16 protein-coding genes are annotated in these 19,872 nt (G+C 39.0%); 4 read left to right on the forward strand and 12 right to left on the reverse strand.

Annotated elements, in window-relative coordinates; genetic code table 11:
* Positions 1-11: 11 nt before the first annotated feature.
* The 5 genes from RGU12_RS11180 to RGU12_RS11200 form a co-directional block, all read right to left on the reverse strand.
* Positions 12-3,161 carry a discoidin domain-containing protein gene (locus RGU12_RS11180; protein ID WP_309536163.1) on the reverse strand — a complete coding sequence of 1,050 codons (3,150 nt, stop codon included), beginning with the start codon at positions 3,159-3,161 and terminating at the stop codon, positions 12-14.
* Positions 3,162-3,534: 373 nt separating this feature from the next.
* Positions 3,535-3,762, reverse strand: coding sequence for a hypothetical protein (locus RGU12_RS11185; RefSeq protein WP_309536164.1), 228 nt, complete (start codon positions 3,760-3,762; stop codon positions 3,535-3,537).
* Between the two features lie 259 nt (positions 3,763-4,021).
* A complete protein-coding gene (locus tag RGU12_RS11190) occupies positions 4,022-5,095 on the reverse strand; it encodes a branched-chain amino acid aminotransferase (protein WP_309536165.1) in 1,074 nt (357 codons plus the stop codon).
* 205 nt (positions 5,096-5,300) lie between these two features.
* Positions 5,301-6,287 carry a Gfo/Idh/MocA family protein gene (locus RGU12_RS11195; RefSeq protein WP_309536166.1) on the reverse strand — a complete coding sequence of 329 codons (987 nt, stop codon included), beginning with the start codon at positions 6,285-6,287 and terminating at the stop codon, positions 5,301-5,303.
* Between the two features lie 110 nt (positions 6,288-6,397).
* On the reverse strand, positions 6,398-8,140 hold the full coding sequence (locus RGU12_RS11200; RefSeq protein WP_309536167.1) for a methyl-accepting chemotaxis protein: 1,743 nt from the start codon (positions 8,138-8,140) through the stop codon (positions 6,398-6,400).
* Positions 8,141-8,334: 194 nt separating this feature from the next.
* Here RGU12_RS11200 and RGU12_RS11205 point away from each other — a divergent pair, with 194 nt between their 5' ends.
* Complete coding sequence (locus tag RGU12_RS11205) at positions 8,335-9,114, forward strand: ABC transporter ATP-binding protein (RefSeq protein ID WP_309536168.1); 780 nt, start codon at positions 8,335-8,337, stop codon at positions 9,112-9,114.
* A 41-nt stretch (positions 9,115-9,155) separates the two neighbouring features.
* Here the strand turns inward: RGU12_RS11205 and RGU12_RS11210 are convergent, their stop codons facing one another.
* The 4 genes from RGU12_RS11210 to RGU12_RS11225 form a co-directional block, all read right to left on the reverse strand.
* Positions 9,156-10,559, reverse strand: coding sequence for a tyrosine phenol-lyase (locus RGU12_RS11210; RefSeq protein WP_309536169.1), 1,404 nt, complete (start codon positions 10,557-10,559; stop codon positions 9,156-9,158).
* Between the two features lie 338 nt (positions 10,560-10,897).
* Positions 10,898-11,398, reverse strand: a complete 501-nt coding sequence (locus RGU12_RS11215; RefSeq protein WP_309536170.1) for a cupin domain-containing protein — start codon at positions 11,396-11,398, stop codon at positions 10,898-10,900.
* Positions 11,399-11,488: 90 nt separating this feature from the next.
* Positions 11,489-12,478, reverse strand: a complete 990-nt coding sequence (locus RGU12_RS11220; protein ID WP_309536306.1) for an ornithine cyclodeaminase family protein — start codon at positions 12,476-12,478, stop codon at positions 11,489-11,491.
* 76 nt (positions 12,479-12,554) lie between these two features.
* Positions 12,555-13,844 carry an MFS transporter gene (locus RGU12_RS11225; RefSeq protein WP_309536171.1) on the reverse strand — a complete coding sequence of 430 codons (1,290 nt, stop codon included), beginning with the start codon at positions 13,842-13,844 and terminating at the stop codon, positions 12,555-12,557.
* Between the two features lie 189 nt (positions 13,845-14,033).
* On the opposite strand from RGU12_RS11225, the gene RGU12_RS11230 reads away from it, so the two are divergent.
* On the forward strand, positions 14,034-14,201 hold the full coding sequence (locus RGU12_RS11230) for a hypothetical protein (protein WP_165439160.1): 168 nt from the start codon (positions 14,034-14,036) through the stop codon (positions 14,199-14,201).
* Between the two features lie 46 nt (positions 14,202-14,247).
* Here the strand turns inward: RGU12_RS11230 and RGU12_RS11235 are convergent, their stop codons facing one another.
* A complete protein-coding gene (locus RGU12_RS11235) occupies positions 14,248-15,450 on the reverse strand; it encodes an ornithine--oxo-acid transaminase (RefSeq protein ID WP_309536172.1) in 1,203 nt (400 codons plus the stop codon).
* A 316-nt stretch (positions 15,451-15,766) separates the two neighbouring features.
* Here RGU12_RS11235 and RGU12_RS11240 point away from each other — a divergent pair, with 316 nt between their 5' ends.
* Positions 15,767-17,179, forward strand: a complete 1,413-nt coding sequence (locus RGU12_RS11240) for a sigma-54 interaction domain-containing protein (RefSeq protein ID WP_309536173.1) — start codon at positions 15,767-15,769, stop codon at positions 17,177-17,179.
* A gap of 161 nt (positions 17,180-17,340) precedes the next feature.
* A complete protein-coding gene (locus RGU12_RS11245) occupies positions 17,341-17,955 on the forward strand; it encodes a hypothetical protein (RefSeq protein WP_309536174.1) in 615 nt (204 codons plus the stop codon).
* Between the two features lie 84 nt (positions 17,956-18,039).
* Here RGU12_RS11245 and RGU12_RS11250 read toward each other — a convergent pair whose 3' ends face one another.
* Both RGU12_RS11250 and RGU12_RS11255 read right to left on the reverse strand, forming a co-directional pair.
* Positions 18,040-19,185 carry a trans-sulfuration enzyme family protein gene (locus RGU12_RS11250; protein WP_309536175.1) on the reverse strand — a complete coding sequence of 382 codons (1,146 nt, stop codon included), beginning with the start codon at positions 19,183-19,185 and terminating at the stop codon, positions 18,040-18,042.
* 122 nt (positions 19,186-19,307) lie between these two features.
* Positions 19,308-19,871: a hypothetical protein gene (locus tag RGU12_RS11255; RefSeq protein WP_309536176.1), complete on the reverse strand. Its 564-nt coding sequence runs from the start codon at positions 19,869-19,871 to the stop codon at positions 19,308-19,310.
* Position 19,872 lies beyond the last annotated feature (1 nt).

Raw genomic sequence — 19,872 nt, forward strand, 5'->3', positions numbered from 1 at the left:
TTTTGCAGTCTTTATTTTGGAGTGTCCAGTTCTCCTCCACCGACTGGTGTTTCTTTTATATTTTCAATTGCCTTTGAGCTTAATCGGTCATGAAGCTGTTGATGGTATAGACTTCGTGGTTTAACATGTCTTCCTTCTGCTTCCCAATATCCATCTTCTCTTAGATTATCCGGCGTTGTTTTAAAATCACCTTCTTCCCTTTTACCAATTAGCCCAATTGCATAGTTTTGAGCTGTTGGTGGCTGCTGCACCGCTAAATTACCTGTATGGTTCCAAAAAACAAAATTCGCTCCTGCCCAGCCATGCCCTGTTCCGTAATAGGCTCTGTCCATTGCATTTGCATTGCCCGTTACATTATCAAATAATCCACCTGTTGCCCAGCGTTGGTGCGGCTCACTGCGTGCATATGTTTTTTCGGAAACACTATCTAAAATGACATTCGGTCCCGACATCTGTCTGTCAAAAATAAACGCATGTCTTGCTTTTTCTGAGTATACACGCTGTGTTAACGAAAGCTGACCGACATAGTTAAATGGATATCTTCTTGAACCTGTAATAAGACTCACCATTTCCAGTGAGTTGGAGTCCTGTACAGTGATCCATTTCGTATGTCTTCCAAGGTTAACTAAATACTTTGATAAATATAACCCAGTCACATTTCTCATCCAGGCATTTTTTGTATATTCAAAGGTTAGGAATGTTTCTGCTTTTTCTTCGTCTGCATAATATTCCTCATCATTATGGATTGCTGTAACAGTTGAATCAAACTCTATTTCTACTCGAATATTTTCAACCCCGATGTTTGCTAATCGACCGGAATCATCATATTTATAGATTTCTGCTCCTCCATATTTACGCTCGATTGCATTTGGAACTGGAGCATCAATCGTGATGATGTTTCCTTTTACTTCTGTAATCACGCGGTCAAAATCCAATGTAAATGGCTCCCATTGCACTGTTCCATCACGTTCAGGAATTTGGTCCATATCGATATCGTGAATCCAGCTACTATTACCAAATCTTCGAATGATAATTTTATCGCCAACCTTATAGCCTGAATGATCATCTACATGGAAAGAACGGCTACCAACTGGTACATATAGATCAACAATATTTTGCTTTGTCTCGGTTTGGATCTGAGGAGCGGCCTCCTTGTCTCCAACCTCAACGATATTGCGTTTCGTTTTTCCAGTAGCAAAGAGAATCGTACCATCCTCTCCATCTCCCTCTCCACGCAGCACAACACCACTATCTTGAATTTTTAAAGTTCCTCCGATTTCAAAGGTTCCTTTTTTCAAGAGTACAGCACCACGGAACCCATTTTTTTGTATAGGTAATTGGGAAACAAGATCAATCGCCTTTTGGATACGTTCTGTATCATCTCCGTCAGCGGGATCCACTACTACCCTTGCCTGAACATCAGGGATCTGAACGCCACCACCCATATAACCGCTGTTTGAAAAGTCCATAATTTGATTTCCACGAATATCAGTTGTGTAAATTAGCTTTCCTTCTTCATTTAGAAACGCCATCTTTGACTGGTTTTCTGTTAACTTCTCTAAATTAATTACATGGAAATATAAAGTATCGTAAACAGGCTCAATATTTTTTGTATCGAATCTGAGTTGTACCTCATACTTTCCTTCTTTTAAAGCTTTAGGGATCAGAATTTTATATTCTTCTCCTTTAGTGATCTGCTTTTGAACATTCTGATGGAGCTTTCCTTCCGGATCAAAAACCTTCATACTTACCTTACCATCAAGATGGGGGCTAAGTTGGACCTGAGGGAAGTCATCTTCCGGTGAGATAATTGCAGGCACACCTATCTTTTGTTGAATCTTTTCATGAAGTAGAGTGGTATCAACTACCCTTGCCTCAGGATCATCTACCACTACGAATATATTTGTACTCTGTGTGATTGACTCAACGGTTGCTTCACCAGTAAGTACAGTTACTCCTCCACTAATTGCAGTAATCGTACCATCTGCTGCTACTTGCGCAATTTCTGGTCGGCTACTTGTGAAAATAATTTGCGCGTCCTCAGGTAACAGCCCTCCATCATACATGATGCCGTATAAAGAAACCTGCTTGGTGTCTCCCGTTTGCATAATCAAATCCGAGTTTACTTCATATTTAGCCGTTGTTTCATCATTCAAATAAACACTCTTTAGCGGATTTTGTGCAGGTGGAACAGGTGCTTCATCTGTATTGAAGAGTTTAAGGTCATAAATAAGTGGTACACTAGCTTTTTTAGCGTGTACATTCACCTTCAAATAACGAGCCTTAACCCTATCAAATATAGCACTTTCTTCCTTGTTAACAACTAGTTTATTTTGATAGATGGAAGTCCAGGTCTTATTGTCATCGGAGTACAGCAATTCATATCGGTCAACTGCATCAAGGTTAAAGGTTTGAATTGTCTTGTTAAAGCTTAGTTTTTTTCCAAGATCAATCACTAACCAATGTTGACCATCATCGTTATAATCTCCGCTTAATGCTCTCCAAGCTGTTGATGGGTCTCCATCCACTGCATTTGAAGGATATGTACCACAACTACCACAATGAGAGCTTGCCGTTGCCGTTTTCTTGTAAGCTAGGTCTAAGTTGCTATCAATTGGATTTTCTTCTTCCACCTGTTTCTGATCGTAGATTTCAATTTCTCCTAAGATAAATTCTCTAGGTTTTGAACCATCGATATTGAAATTGATTTTTACTCTGCTTGCTAGAACAGATTCAAATATAACAGACTCTTCGGATGATAGATTTTCAGATTTTCTTGCAATCTCAATGTATGAATCCGATTCCCCTTGATACGAAATTTCGTAGGATTGAATGTAAGGAATATTTAAATTCTTTAAGACTACTTCGTTGATTTCAGTCAAATCCCCTAAATTAATTTCAATCCAGACATTATGATCTGCTACATCGCCTGATAAAGGTGTCCATATCGTACCACTGTTTCCATCAACTGCTTGTTCAGCTGGACCAGCTGGATTACAGTTTTTACAATCTGAGCTCTTCGTTACCTTTTTCCCTAACGCTAAATTAACAGGATTTTCTTCTGCTGATGTTGTCGTTCCCATTACCGGAATAAATAAAGACTGAATTAAGCAGAAAACCAATAGTAATGAAAAACTTCGCTTCAACCTTTGAATTCTCACGAAAACCTTCCCTCCAATACTCATCTCATTTTTTATTGCAACAATCCTCGGACTTCTCACCCCCCCAATTTAAAGCGCTTACATTTTGAGAGTTCATTGAAATCTATTTGTTAATTATAAAAGTATCTATAGTTTTTGTTATGGAATATTTTGTGTTAATTGTGTACTATACTTACCATCCCACCCACTCACTCTCGAAAAAAGAGGTTGAAGATTTCTTCAACCTCTTTTAGACTTAATTTTTAACCCTTCTTTTGAATGAATTTCATTTAGGATTTTAATAGAGATTCGTATTGGAGCTTGTATGCTCCTGGTCCATCTAAGCCTTTGTTATCTGTAATGACATCTGAAGCATCTTCTAACGCTAAATCCTTTAAAGAATCAAAAGATCCGCTTCACCACCACCAACGAGTGCCCCGTTAATATCTAAATCACGATTTACACCTGGCCGCACATCAATTGTGGCATTTTCCTCATACATATGCTTCTCGTCACCCTTAAAATATACACGTTCAATTCCACTTACTTCCTCTGCTGAAAAGCCTCCACCTACTGGGAGAAAGGTGTCCATTAATAGGGTTGTTGAAAATACAAATGCCATCCTTCTCTAATAACGCTTCACGTACCATACCTCCTCTACATGGATAAAAGATCTTCTATTTTAGAGTTTTAAAAAAATTTTATCATTTTCAAACCCTTAATATTATCGCTCTATTCTTATAAAATGTTGTTCTATTTTGGTTTTAAAAAGTATCATCATCCGAATCTTTCATTATCCAGAAACTAGAAGGCAAGTAGTAAAGCATTATCTCACAAAAAAAATAGTGTCTACCCCATCGGGTAAACACTATTTTTAAATTTTATAATTTTACAGTCCATCCGAATACGTCTTCTTCTGTACCATTTTGAATGCTGGTAATGGTGTCATATAATTTTTTCGATAACGCACCTGTTTCTCCGTTGTTAATGATCAGCTTTTCATTATTATAGAAAAGTTCTCCAACCGGTGAAATAACAGCAGCTGTTCCCGTTCCAAAGACTTCCTCAAGAATACCTTCATTATAGGCTTCTTGGATTTCATGAATCGAAATTCTTCTTTCTGTTACAGGGATGTTCCAGTATTTTAAGAGTTCAATAATAGACTTACGAGTGATTCCATCAAGAATACTACCGTTTAATGCAGGCGTAATCACTTCTCCATTAATCTTAAAGAAGATATTCATGCTACCTACTTCTTCAATATATTGTCTCTCTCTACCGTCAAGCCATAATACTTGGGAATATCCATTTTCACCTGCAATTTCTGATGCTAGTAAACTTGCAGCATAGTTACCAGCTGTTTTTGCATCACCTGTACCGCCTGCTACGGCACGAACAAATTTATTCTCTACTGCAATTTTTACAGGATTGATACCTTCTTTATAATAAGAGCCTACTGGGGATAAGATAATCATTAATTTATAGTTTTTAGCCGGATCGACGCCAAGATGTGCTTCCGTAGCAATCATAAATGGACGGATATATAAGGAAGTGCCAGGAAGATTTGGAACCCAAGCTCTATCGATTTCAATTAGCTTCTTCAATGCATGAAGGGCAAATTCTTCGTCAAACTGCGGCATAACTAAGCGCTGGTTTGACTTATTGAATCTCTTCATGTTTTGATCCGGTCTGAATAATAAAATTTCCTCGTCCTCTGTACGATAGGCTTTTAATCCTTCAAATACGGATTGACCATAATGGAAAACGGTCGCTGCAGGATCTAATGGAATGGATTGATAAGGGACAATACGAGCATCGTGCCATCCTCTTCCTTCTGTGTAATCCCACATAAACATATGGTCCGTGAAGCTTGTTCCAAACACCAATTGGTCAAATGGAGGAATCTCTTTCTTCTGAGTTGTAAGGGTGATGTCAAGTTTAAAATCTGTCGTCATGTTAATCCCAGCTTTCGTTTAATATAAATCTTTAAAAATAATTATTTAATCGAAATCTTATATTATTCTGATAATAATATCAACTATTTTATCACAATCTTATGTAAAATGGACTATGCAACTTATACAATATTTTAAATTCTTTCAAAGAACTTTTTGGAAACAGCAAATTGGCGACCGTTAAAACGGACGCCTTTCGTTATTTTTATTTAACTGCATAATACGCTTTTACCATTTCTCCCATTACCCAATTTGTTCGTGCACCCGATTCACCTGTGCTTGGGCAAACTCCACTTTTACCTGTCAATTCAGCTACAATGGTTTCCACAAGTGGTTGATGAACATGCTGAGGGCGATCAAAACTCCACTCTTCTGTTCCGTTCAGGGTTGTTAATACGATTGGCTCATTACCGAAAGTAGAGAATGTAATCTTTCCTTTGCTACCGACGATTTCATTGAGATCCTCATCTTGAAATGCGGTAAAACACCAATTGCCAACACCATGGATCCCTGATTCAAATAAGTAGGTACCTGTTACAATATCTTCCGCTTTGTAACGACCGCCATGATTTGAGGCAAAGCCGTGTACTTCCTTAATTGGTCCAAGCAGGAAATCTAAAATATCTAGGGTATGGCTTGCTAAATCAAAGAATAATCCCCCACCTGACATTTCAGGTTGTACTCGCCATGGCAGAGCATTTGGATCTTCGGTTGCTTTCCGGTATTGTGTCGTTGATACAAATCGTACTTCCCCTACTGCCCCATTTTCCAGCAACTCTTTTATTTTCAAAAATCTTTGTTGCGCTCTACGATAGTAGGCGACATATAATGGAACATTTGCCTCTTTACAGGCTTCAATCATTTCTACACATTCCTCATAATTTCGTGCCATTGGCTTTTCAACATAAACGGGCTTGCCAGCCTTTGCAGCCTTCAGTGTATATTCTTTATGAGAGCCCGGCGGTGTTGCGATATAAATAGCATCCACCTCTGGGTCTTGAATAAGCTCATCCGCATTGTCATACCATTTCGGTACATGATGTCTCTCAGCATAATCCTTCGCTAATTCGCCTGTTCTTCGCATCACCGCAACCAACTCAGAATTCGCGACTTTCTGAAATGCCGGACCACTCTTTACTTCTGTCACGTTCCCACAACCAATAATACCCCAATGAACCTTTTTATAAGCCATAACCGAAACTCCCCTATCAAAAAACGTTATATAAAAAGTATACCTCAAATAGTCCAACTAGCACAAAAGGCCATTCAACAAAAAAATTTGCTGAATGACCTGAACTTTCCTTACTTAACGTTAAAACGCTGAGTGATTTCTGATAGAGATTTTGACAGATTATGTAGTCTTTTTCCTACCCCGTTTGTATTTTCCATTTGTTGAATTTGACTTTCACTAAAGGCTAACATTTCTTCAGCGCTCGCTAATGTCTCTTGTGAAACAGATGAGAATTGCGTAACAGATTGCTGTAGTTCTGGTACAATGCTCTCGAGCCCAGTCAATTCTTCCTGCATAACTTCAATGTTTCCACTGACCTCATAAATCCCTTGCATTAACTCATTAATAGAGATTTTTGAGTCATTTGCCAATTGGAGGTTGGAATTAATTTGGACCAGCATTTGGTCAAATTCCTTTGAAGCGAGTAATGTAATAGACTCCATTTTTGTGATGGCGTTTGTAATTTCATCAGTTGCTTTCGTTGATTGCTCAGCAAGCTTTTGAACTTCTTGGGCTACGACAGCAAATCCTTTTCCGGCTTCACCCGCACGTGCTGCTTCAATGGTTGCATTTAAAGCTAACAGTTTTGTTTGTTTCGCGATTTCCGTTACCAACTCCACAAGCGAGGTAATCTCGAGTGAATATTCCTTCACTTCTCTAATTGTTTTTGTGAGACGATTGAAATCACTTTCAAATGATTGAATGGTTGTAATCAACTGTCCCATATTTTGTTCACCACGGCCTGCTGAGAAATTCATATTCTTTGAGCTATCGATGACAGTTTCCATGTTTTTCATAATATCTACTATCCGATTTGACATCGTCTTAAATCCTAATGCACTCTCCTCTGAACTGCTTGCTGTTTGCTCTGCACCTTGTCTTACTGTATCAATCGCCAAGATTAATTGATGACTTGATTCAAGTGCATCTCTAGATGAAACATTTAATTCATCGCCTGTTGTTTCTAATTCTTTAGTTGATGTCTTCAATTCATTTAACATACTTCTCATTTGATCAATCATTGCATTATAGCTCTTATGCAATGAAGTAATTTCCGGAATCGTTGTACGTATATCAACTGAATGCTTAAGATTTCCTTCCCTTACTTCTTTCATTGTATTACGTAATGCACCTAATGGTTTTACAATTGTTCGAACTAATAGGATAATCACGACCGTCATCACAATGATACTAACAGCCATCACAAGCAAGGTAAAATACGCCATTTGGTCGATTGGACCTGTATAGGATTTCGTTGGGATAAGGATTCCATAAACTCCGTCTATCTCTTTAATCATATGAAACGAAATTGTGTAATCCTCACCATTAATCCTCTCATGAATGACACCATTTTTGCGATTAACTAGTTCTTTGATTGTTTTTTCTGAAATAGTTGGTATTGCATCTTTACTCACCATGAAAGGGACTACTTCTGATTTTCGAATATAGAAAAACTCTGCCTGTATCCCATCTGATTCAAGCTTCTTCTGCTGTACTCGAACATTCCCATTTATCTGCTGCATAAAATAATCGTAATCGTCTTTACCGACATAAACAAACTTTAACCCTTCTGCAATATAGCCCATTAACTCTGCTTCACGTACTAATCGATTTTCAATTGTTTCAATTGTCATATCTTTTGCCTTTATGTAAGAGACTGTTCCTACTGTCACAACAGATATCACGAGTAAAGAAACAAACAGGATAAATAATCGGGCACTCAAATTCACTCTTTGTAAAAATCCCTGTAAGAACCCTTTTCTGCCATTATTCTCTTTATCTAGCATTTTCGCTTTACGCAACTTTTTACCCAACTATAGAACCCCCAAACTCCATGTCTTTTTACCTATATAGTAAAAATTATAAACAAGCATTGTAAATTCCCTGTAAAGATTATGTAAAGGGATTATGTATCAGCCTAATTTTCCTTATTTCCACGACCTTTCTTAGTTCACCTTTATCTGAATTATTTGATATTATTATTTTATAATTAAGGAGGGGAACTATAATGGTTTTGGATTTGGTGAATGTGACACTTCGACGTGACAATATGCATATTCTACAAAATATTACTTGGCAAATTGATCAAGGCGAGCATTGGGTACTTTACGGTTTGAATGGTTCTGGAAAAACAGCGTTATTGGATTTAATCAACGCCTATAATTTCCCTACAAGTGGCAACGCTACCGTTCTTGGGTTTACATTCGGAAAGATGTATCTTGGTGAGGAACTTCGTAAGAATATTGGCTTTGTTTCCTCCTCTTTACAGCAAAAATTCTACCCGACTGATAACGCGTTCGAGGTTGTCTTAAGTGGAGCCTTCGCATCCATCGGCTTGTATGAAACTCCTACAGACGAAATGCGGGAAAGAGCAATTGAACTACTTGAGGAGCTTGGGTGTATTGGGTATGCTAATCGGGAATATGCAACTCTATCACAGGGTGAAAAACAACGAGTATTGATTGCGCGCGCATTAATGGCAGATCCGTCGATTCTCATTTTGGACGAACCTACAAATGGGTTGGATTTTATCGCAAGAGAACAATTATTAGATTCTATTGAAAGACTCGCCACTAAAGATGATTCGCCAACCATTATTTATGTTACCCATCATGTGGAAGAAATTCTTCCCGTGTTTAATAAAACATTGCTTCTAAAAAATGGCGAAGTATTTGCTTCTGGACAAACGAAACAAATCATTTCAAGTGAAATTCTTTCAAACTTCTTTAATCTTCCGGTTCATGTTCATTGGGAAAATGACCGTCCTTATTTAGTAAAAAACAAATAAAAGACAGCCAGCCCATGATCGTAAATGGGCTGGCGATCATCCTATTCTTCTGCAATTAACCTTAAATCTTCTGATAGTGGGGAAAACCTTGCATTGAAGAATCGTAGTGTAGGAGGCTCATAATCCATTCGTAACCCACTAATCTGATTTCTCTTTTCATAGAGGGCCATTACCGAATCAGCTACGACATCCATGTGATTATTCGTATATACCCTTCTAGGGATGGTTAATCGAACGAGCTCTAGCTTTGGTTTGTTATGTTCGCCAGTTTCCTTGTTTCTCCCCGCAGAGACAATTCCTCTTTCCATTGCCCTAACACCTGAATCTAAATACAACGCTGCTGCCAATGCTTGAGCAGGAAACTCCTCCTGGTTTAAATGGGATAAAAATTGTCTTGCATCCAAATAGACCGCATGACCCCCAATCGGCTGAACAACTGGAATTCCTGCCTCAATCAACTGCTGTCCAAGATAACGAACCTGCTGAATACGGTGATGGATATAATGATCATCAATTGATTCATAGATTCCTTGTGCCATTGCTTCCATATCACGGCCAGCCATTCCTCCATAGGATGGCATCCCTTCATATACAACCACCAATTCACGTGATCTTGCGTAAAGCTCCTCGTCATTCATCGCGAGGAATCCTCCGATATTAACCAAACAATCTTTTTTCCCGCTCATTGTACATCCATCTGAATAGGAAAGCATCTCTTTTAAAATATCCTTAATCCGATATTTTTCATAACCCCCTTCTCGTTCCTTGATAAAATAAGCATTCTCTACACAGCGTGTGGCATCGAACATTACGTCAATTCCATGACTTTTACATAGGTTATAGACCTCTCTCATGTTTTTCATACTGACTGGCTGTCCTCCTGCCATATTTACGGTTACAGCCACACAAACATACGGGATACGCTCTGCCCCAACCTCCTGAATAAGAGCCTGTAATTTAGATAAATCAATGTTCCCTTTAAACGGATGCTCAATCGTTGAATCATGTGCTTCTTCAATAATGATATCAACAAATCTCGCTCCATTTAGCTCCTGATGGGCACGAGTTGTTGTAAAATACATATTCCCAGGAACCACATCACCCGGCTTTATTTTTAATTGGGATAAAATGTTTTCCGCTCCCCGTCCTTGGTGTGTTGGCAAAACATACTTATACCCATAAATCTCTCTTACTGCCTGTTCCAGCCTTTTCCAGCTTTTACTTCCCGCATAAGCTTCATCCCCAACCATTAAGGAACCCCATTGACGGTCACTCATTGCACTCGTCCCACTATCTGTTAGGAGATCAATATAGACATCTTGCGAATCAATCAAAAAAGTATTGTAGCCAGCTCCCTCCAATGCTTCTTTTCTTTCCTCATACGGTAGCATTGCTAATGGTTCCACTGCCTTAATTTTATATGGCTCTGCCGTTCTTCTTATCATTCGAACCCCTCCGTTTATTTAGAAAATTCAATCTACCTATAATGTAAAATATCTTCGGCTTCCTTCTCAAGAATCTCCGGTGCACGATAGACGCTTTAAATCATTGAAAAAACGCCTTCCTGTTGCATTGGAAAGGCGTCTTTAAACTATTATTGAAATATGGTTTCAAAACTATCTGTTTCATTTTGCAATATTCATTTCAAACAAATGTTTGTTTGGCAGTCTAAGCCAATAGCAGCAAGCACTTGAAAATTCAATCAAACGCTTGTTTAAATGGAATTCACCCATCTAAATTTTAGCTGTTATATATCGAAAAATGACATTTTTACTATTCTACTCTATTTTTTCTCGAGTGCTAGCTTGCGGATAACTGATTCATGCTGTGGATATTCATTGAGTAGTTCCTCTTGTGTAAACAATTCGAAGTCCACGAATTCAAATCCAGGTGAAACCATACAGCCTACAAGTGAGAAAGTATTTTCTTCTTTAACGGAAGAGCCGAATATCGAATTTTTAGGCACATGTACCTGTGGAACCTCTCCTTTGTCAAGATTAAGCCCAAGCTGCATTTCTTTGTATTCTCCTGATTCGTCAATGATATGGACGGTTAATGAGCTACCACCATGGTAATACCAGAGCTCGTCTGATTTTAATCGATGTAAATGGGATATATCCTCAGATCTTAGCAGAAAATATATACTCGTATACAATTTTCTTTGGTTATCTTGCTCCGTATCGATCATCACATCTGAAGCAAAAGTCTGCTTATAAAACCCGCCCTCTGGATGTGCCTCAAGTCCGAGATGTGATATATAAAACTGTGCATCTTTTTCGTTCATTACAAGAACTCCCCTCAAATTTAAAATCTAGTATTAGTATATCCTAAAAGCAAAAATAAGGAGTAGCCCTAAAGGCTACTCCTTTACCAACTACACCTCAACCTCTGTCCCTACTCCATTCTTTATCGCTTTTTCGTAGACTGCGGCTGCTACTGCTAAATCAAAATATGCTGTCCCGACTGATTTAAAAAATGTAATCTCCTCATCCTTGTCCCGACCACCTTTTTTCCCAGCCACAAGCTCACTCAATTCTCCATGCAGTTCATCAAAACTCCACACTCCTTTATTTACTGGAATGATGAAGTCGCCAGCTTCGTCTTTTACCCCTTCTATCGTATCGGCTACGATCTTTGAGCACTTCAGAATCGTTTCTTCATCAACCTCTTGCATATGCGGAAGATAAGAGCCAACTCCATTAATATGTGTTCCAAGTTGTAAAGCTTGCCCTGAGAAAACAGGTGCCGCAGAGCGTGTTGCACAAATGACAATATCTGCTTTAGCAACAGCTTCGTCGGGACCATCTATGATTGTAATTGAACCAGAATATCTTGGGCTCAATTCTGGGATTCTTTTTTCAAAAGCGATAGCCTTCTCCCTCGTACGGTTAAAAAGCATAATTTCCTTGATTTCACGGACTTCTAAAACTGCTTGTAGCTGTTCCTCGGCCATAGCCCCTGTTCCAATCACTACAACAGAGGTCGCATCTTTTTTGGCTAAATGCTTTGTTGCAATCCCACTGACTGCACCAGTCCGCAATCGCGTGAGATAAGAAGCATTTAAGCAAGCAAGGTGCTCCCCATTGTCAGTGTCACTTAATAAAATGACACCTTGTGTAGTGTTTCTACCCAGGGATGGATTATGTGGAAAAATGGCTACGACTTTAACCGCAGATTTTCCAACCGGTGCCATAGAGCTTGGCATATATAAAGCAGATGCCTCCTTCTCGGGAAAATTAATGACTGTTCGATGAGGATTTACTACTTTTCCTTCTTCATAGTATGTAAGTGCCTCCTCTAAATCCCGAATGGCATCAGACATCGAATATAGTGATCGAATTTGAGACTCTGATAATATAAGCATGGTATCCCCTTCTTTCTTTTCCTCATCATAGCATTCATTGGAAAAAGGAACCGCAACCTGCGATTCCCTTAAAAAGCTAGGCTGTCTCCTCGCTATCCAAGTCTTCATTTTTACGATCACGTACGGTCGCAACAGCAATGAGGGATATCGCAGCAGTTAAGATAATGTATAATGCAACAGGCACATAGGAGTCATTGAATGCTGCAAGTAATGCCGTTGCAACTAGTGGAGCTGTTCCTCCTGCGACTGCTGCCCCTATTTGGTACCCCAAGGTAATTCCAGTGTAGCGGACATTTGATTTGAAAATCTCCGAAAACATCGTTCCAAGTACAGCGGTAATTGGAGCCCAAATGATCCCAAGTCCTAAAATCGTTGCAACCACTAATAAGGCCACTGATTCTTGATGGAGCAGCCAAAAATAAGGAAATGCATACAACATCATTAAAATGGTTCCACCGACATAAAGCTTTTTACGTCCCACTTTATCGGATAAATTCCCCATGATTGGAATTAGAATGGTTGTTACAATCGTTGCAATCGTAACAGCATTTAATGTGGCTGTACGTGAGAAGCCGAGCTGTGTTGTTGCATATGATACGATAAATGTACCAAAAATATAGAATGGAGCCGTTTCAACAACCTTTCCTCCTATTGCAATTAAAACCTCTTTCCAATGTGTGCGCATCGTTTCAAAAAACGGAATCTTAGCCACCTCACCCTTCTCTTGTACCTTTTTGAAAGAAGGTGTTTCCTCAATTCCTTTACGAATCCATAATCCAAATATGACAAGTAATGCACTTAGGATGAATGGAACACGCCAGCCCCATGACATAAAAGCTGCATCTGGCAATAAAGTCATTAAAGACAAAGCCAAAGTTCCGAGCAATAATCCAATTGTGACACCCATTTGTGGTACACTTCCGAATAATCCACGTTTTTCCTTTGGTGCATATTCAACTGCCAGTAAAAGCGCACCTCCCCACTCACCGCCTAGGCCAATTCCTTGAATAAGGCGCAGTACAATGAGTAAAATCGGTGCAATAACCCCAATTTGCTCATATGTAGGAAGGAATCCCATAAGAACTGTCGCCCCACCCATAAGTGAAAGTGTTAAGACTAGGGTTTTCTTTCTTCCGATTTTATCGCCAATATGGCTAAAAATAACTCCACCAAGCGGTCGGATGAAAAACGACAGTGCGAACGAAGCATAAGCCAACATAAGTCCTACAGTTGGATCGTCGCTATGGAAAAAGGCTGTATTAAAAACAAGCGCGGCAACAGTCCCATACAAAAAGTAATCAAACCACTCAATCGAACTACCTACAAGGCTTGCAATGAGAACTTTCTTTTCTACCTTTGTTTGCATGGCTTTTCCCCCTTTATAAAAATATGAATAATCCAGTAATTGAACATATTCTCCAAAGAGGACAACTATTCAATTTTTACAAATATTAGGAGTTAAGTACTACTCCGAGCTTTTTCAGATAAAGTAAATACATACAAAATACAGGAATGCAAAAACTACGTAGGAAAGTAGATGAAAGGAGAAATGGATATGGGACGTGGAAAAAGCTTTAACCATAAAGAAAAAGGCCATCCTGGCAACTTTCCTAAGAACAGCATAAGTGAAGAAAAAGATCATAGTCGACAATTTGAACAAATGGAAGGCATCGTCTCTCATGAAGCTTTTAAAAACCGAGTAAAAGAGGACGAAATGCCTTAAGTAAACAGAAAAGGATCAAAACAAAAAGTCTTGATCCTTTTTCATTTTATCCTAAAACATTCACTATTCGTTCGATTGCCCAATCTAGCTCTTCTTTTGTTACAATTAATGGTGGAGCAAATCGGATGACCGTATCATGCGTTTCTTTACAGAGCAAGCCCTCTTGCTTTAATGCCTCACAATATGGACGAGCCGCTTCTGTTAGTTCAACACCGATAAATAAACCGCGACCGCGGACCTCTCTAATCTTTGGATTTTTTATCTCTTTTAATTGATTTAGAAAATAGTCGCCAAGTTCTAATGAACGTTGAGCTAAATTTTCCTCTACTAATACATTCATTGAGGCAATGGATACGGCACAAGCCATTGGATTTCCACCGAATGTAGATCCATGTGACCCCGGATTAAACACTCCTAACACATCCTTGTTTGCTACTACACAGGATATCGGGAACACACCACCACCTAACGCTTTTCCTAATATATACATATCAGGTTCTACCCCATCCCATTCACAGGCAAACATTTTACCGGAACGGCAAAGTCCAGCTTGAATTTCATCTGCAATAAATAGAACCTGATTTTGTTTACATTCTTCATAAGCTTCCTTGAGGAAACCTTCTGGTGGAATAATAATTCCAGCCTCTCCTTGAATCGGTTCAATTAGAAACGCTGCTGTATGTTCAGTGATTGCATTCTTGAGTGCCTCAATGTCACCATAAGGAACAAGTTTAATTCCCGGTAGCATCGGACCAAAGCCACGCTTATACTCTTCCTCTGATGATAAGGATACCGCCGTCATGGTACGACCATGAAAGTTTCCAATACAAGCTATAATTTCAGCTTGATTTTCTTGGACTCCTTTTACATCATATGCCCATCTGCGAGCTGCCTTAATAGCTGTTTCAACAGCTTCTGCCCCCGTATTCATTGGAAGCGCCATTTCTTTATTGGTTATTTTACAAATTAATTCATACCACGGACCGAGCTGGTCATTATGAAATGCACGGGATGTTAATGTTACGCGGTCTGCTTGATCCTTTAAGGCTTGAATAATTTTAGAATGGCAATGTCCCTGGTTAACGGCTGAATAGGCACTTAACATATCCATGTATTTGTTGCCTTCAGGATCCTCCACCCATACACCCTCTGCTTTTGAAATAACAATTGGTAGTGGGTGATAGTTGTTTGCTCCAAATTTTTCTGTTTGTTCAATGATGGCTTTTGAATTCACTTTCCTTTGAGTCATCTATTTATCCTCCATTTTTCATTAGTCCATAAGAATTGCTTCCTGCCTCTTATCTTATGCAAGAACCATGCCAAACTTTTGACGAGCCTGCCATTTCGGACTTAAAACTGCTTGTTGCTGAGGTTTCGCATGACCAAAAACAGTTTCTGACTAGTTAAAGAATCTATGATATTTTCATTTAGAACATACTAAAAGCAAAATTTATTTGCGTTAGCCTCATTTTCATGCAAAAGGTCTTTTCTTTTCCATATAACAACGCAAAAATTATATGCGCTTTCATTTATTTCTCTTATAATAAAGAAAAGGTGGCGATAACATGAAACAGGTTGAGCTATTAAAAAGAAAGGCGACTGAACAGTTAGTTAATGAAGTTGATGTTGGCATCCATGTTGTAGACCTAGAAGGAACAACCATAATCTACAATCAGAAAATGGCGCAAATTGAAGAAATGAACCAACATGATGTTTTGAATAAGAAACTTGTTGATGTATTTTCGTTTGATAAAAACGAAGACAGCACATTGCTCCAAGTCCTTAAGAATGGTGAACCGATAAAAAACGCAAAACAGACGTATTATAATAATCGCGGTCAGGAAATTACCACTATTAACAACACCATCCCGATTATGGATGGCCGAAAGCAAATGGGAGCGATGGAAATCGCTCGTGATGTGACAAAACTAGAGAAACTCCTTCGTGAAAATATGAATCGAAGAAGTGATACACATTATACATTTGATAGCATCATAGGAAGCAGTGCTGCTATTTCAGAGGTCATTGAGGCTAGCAAGCGAGCAACTCGGACAAACTCTTCTGTTCTCATCATTGGAGATACTGGAACTGGAAAAGAGCTTTTTGCCCAAAGTATTCACAATGGAAGCAATAGATCTTCTGCTCCCTTTATCTCTCAAAATTGTGCTGCATTACCAGACAGTTTAATCGAAGGCATCCTTTTTGGTACAAAAAAAGGAGCATTCACTGGTGCAATTGATCGCCCCGGCTTATTTGAGCAAGCCAATGGTGGTACTTTGCTTTTAGATGAGATCAACTCATTGAATCCAGCGTTACAAGCAAAGCTTTTGCGTGTCATCCAAGAGAAAACGGTCCGACGAGTTGGTGATACGAAAGATAAAAAGGTGGACATACGAATCCTTGCAACGATGAACGAGGACCCTATTGATGCCATCTCAAAAGGACGACTTCGCAAAGACTTATATTACAGGCTAAGTGTTGTAACCCTTTTTATCCCGCCACTACGAAATCGGAAGGAAGACGTTCGTGAGCTTGCGTACACCTTCATGGAAAAATATAATCATCTATTTGGATTGAATGTAACAAAGATTGAGGAACGCGTATTACAGGTTTTTATGCAATACGACTGGCCGGGAAATGTTCGGGAACTAGAGCATATTATTGAGGGAGCATTGAACGTTATTACCTATGAGGATGCCATTTCCTATAATCATCTCCCTCTCCACTTTCGAAAAAAGACACATTCCAAACCGGAACTGGCAACAACGGCGAACCCAAAACTTACAGAAAAAACAGACATTCAACGGCTAGACGAATACATGGAAGGTATCGAAACCCTATACTTAAAACAAGTCCTACAGCAATGTAACAATAACATCACAAAAACGGCAGAAGCACTCGGAATGAGCCGCCAAAACCTCCAATACCGCCTAAAAAAATTCGGGATTCAGAGGGACGGTTCTCCTAGTCCCATGTAGCTGATTTTCTACAAACAACTTCATATTCCCGCATCTATATACAATTATTGCTCGGGAAATGGGTAGAAAATGGTCGAAATGAACGAATGATTGGTTAATTTTAAGGTACTATGGTAGAGGTTAAACTTTGAATAATATTAATGAGATAGTGGGTGCTTTTTATGAAAGATTATGTATGGTATGCAAGCTATGGCTCAAATATAAATAAGGACCGATTTCTTTGTTATATCAAGGGGGGGCGACCTAAGGGTTCTAATGAAACGGAGGTTGGTTGTAAGGACCCTACTTCTCCAATCGATGAAGGTATGTTTACCATTCCTTACCCCTTGTATTTTGCAAAGGAAGCTGGGAGATGGGACTCAAAGGGTGTTGCTTTTATAGACGGAACCCCAAACGATGAAGCTGTAACCTATAGTAAAAAGTATTTGATCACGTCGGAACAGTTTCTCGATGTTCTACAACAAGAGAACAGTGGGCTTGAGTTTGATATGGATTTACAGAAGGTGAAGAAATCCGGGTCTTTGGTTTTCCGCAAAAAGGCTTGGTATGGAAGAATCCTATATCTCGGTGATGACGGTGGCTATCCAATTTTCACGTTTACTGCCCCTTGGGATGCAGATGAAGTCACATTTAATAAACCTTCTATCGAATATTTGGAGACCATTATTACAGGTCTAAAAGAGTACAAATCAAACGAGGAAATTATACGTTATCTTGAGCAAAAACCGGGAATTAGGGGAAATTATACAACTGAAGAACTTACAAGATTATTTTAGGAAAAGGATGCTAATAGGCATCCTTTTTGGCGTTTTTGGTCAATCAAATAAAGAGTACCCATTTTTCATGGATACTCTTGTTACTTATTTTAAAGATTTTTCAATTGCTTGTTCGAAGATGGAAATAATGTCCTCGTAATGCTCAATGCCAACAGAGATTCGCACAAGTTCATTTGTAATCCCCAATGCTTCCTGTGCTTTTTGCGGTAATGCACGGTGCGATGTTTTAAGCGGATGTGATACAGTCGTCTCTATCCCAGCTAGAGTTGGAACAATTTTCACCCAACCGATGGATCTGAAAAACTGGCTTACATCAACAGTTTTCGCAAGCTCTATGGATACCATTGCTCCAAAGCCTGTAGCATCTTCCTCAAATGGATAATACACACGCGCAATATTCGGATTGTTACGTAAGGCATCCGCAAGCTTACGAGCATTTGAAGATTGTACTTGCATGCGAATTGCTAATGTTTTTAAGCCACGAGTCGTTAACCACGCTTCAAATGGGCTCACATTTGCGCCTAGATTCGTAACTTTCGCACGTGCTTTTTCTACCAAATCTTCTCTTCCTACAACCACTCCAGCTGTTATATCACTGTGACCCCCAATATATTTGGTCGCGCTATGTACGACAAGCTCAACTCCAACCTCATATGGGTTGCAATGGAATGGTGTAGCGAATGTATTGTCTACCACTGTAATTAAATGGTTGCGTTTTGCAAGTTCCACAACTGCTGGTAGGTTTTCCACGCGTAAAAGTGGATTTGTGATCGATTCAGTGTAAAGCATTTTAGTATTAGGCTGAATTGCTTTTTCGATTTGGTCAAGGTCTCCAAAAGAAACAAAGGTTGTTTCAACACCAAACTGTTTTAGCTCTTCGTGTAGAAGGTGAAAACTTCCACCATACACATCGTCTGCTGCAACAATATGGTCTCCACTCTTCACAACTGAAAGGATGCCCGCTAAAATGGCAGATAATCCTGAAGATGTGGCGATACCAGCTGGTGCACCTTCCACGGCTGCTACCATTTGGCCAAGCTCATCCGGATTTGGGTTTCCAGTACGGGAATATAAATAATTTCCTTCACCTTGAAAATACCCCTCTAATTCCTCGAGATTATCAAAGGTAAAAGCGGATGTTTGATAAATGGGCGTAACCTTACTGCGAATTGGTAGATTCCCTTTTTTTACACTATGTATTAATTTAGTCTCAAATCGTTTTGCCAACATTTCCACCCTCTTTTTGTCTATATTGCTATTATTCTGAACCTTAATTTTAGAGATGTCAATTAATATCTCGTTGCTCGAAAGAGTTTTATCCTCAAAAAAAGAAGCCACACCGGCAGCTTCTCTTAACTATTCTTATATATTGATTGGTCTGTAAAATTAGTATAAACCAGATAGATTAAAATACAAATTGCTGTTGTAATAAATCCCCAGCCCAGAGTGATTTGATCGATTACGAGGTAATTATTACATAATTGATTATTTATATTGATATATAATATACCCATACCTAAATACTTTACGGTAAAAAAGATAAACACAATGTTTTTGGCACGATCAGTAAGCTTCTTCCAGCTATCACGTAACGGTACACCCGCTAAGAGAGATAAACTTAAAAATTTCCACACTTCCATGCTTGTAAAGTTTAATGTCTCATCCATCGTTTTGGGTATTGTCCAATACACCATGATTACAATGAATAACAGAATTCCCGGTACTCCATCTTGATTCCATTTTTCAAAAAAACGCGGGAATTTTTCTTGAACTAGTTTCCCCATAAAAAATCCAGCAATGACGATGGATGGCATCTGCATATGCATATGGATAATCATGATGGACTCCAAGAGATTAGCAACCGGGGGAAGAGCTAATACGATTAATAGTCCTAGTCCGATCAAAAATTGTTTCATA

This window comes from Ferdinandcohnia sp. QZ13, from assembly GCF_031324165.1.
Taxonomy (GTDB): Bacteria; Bacillota; Bacilli; order Bacillales; family Bacillaceae_L; genus Ferdinandcohnia.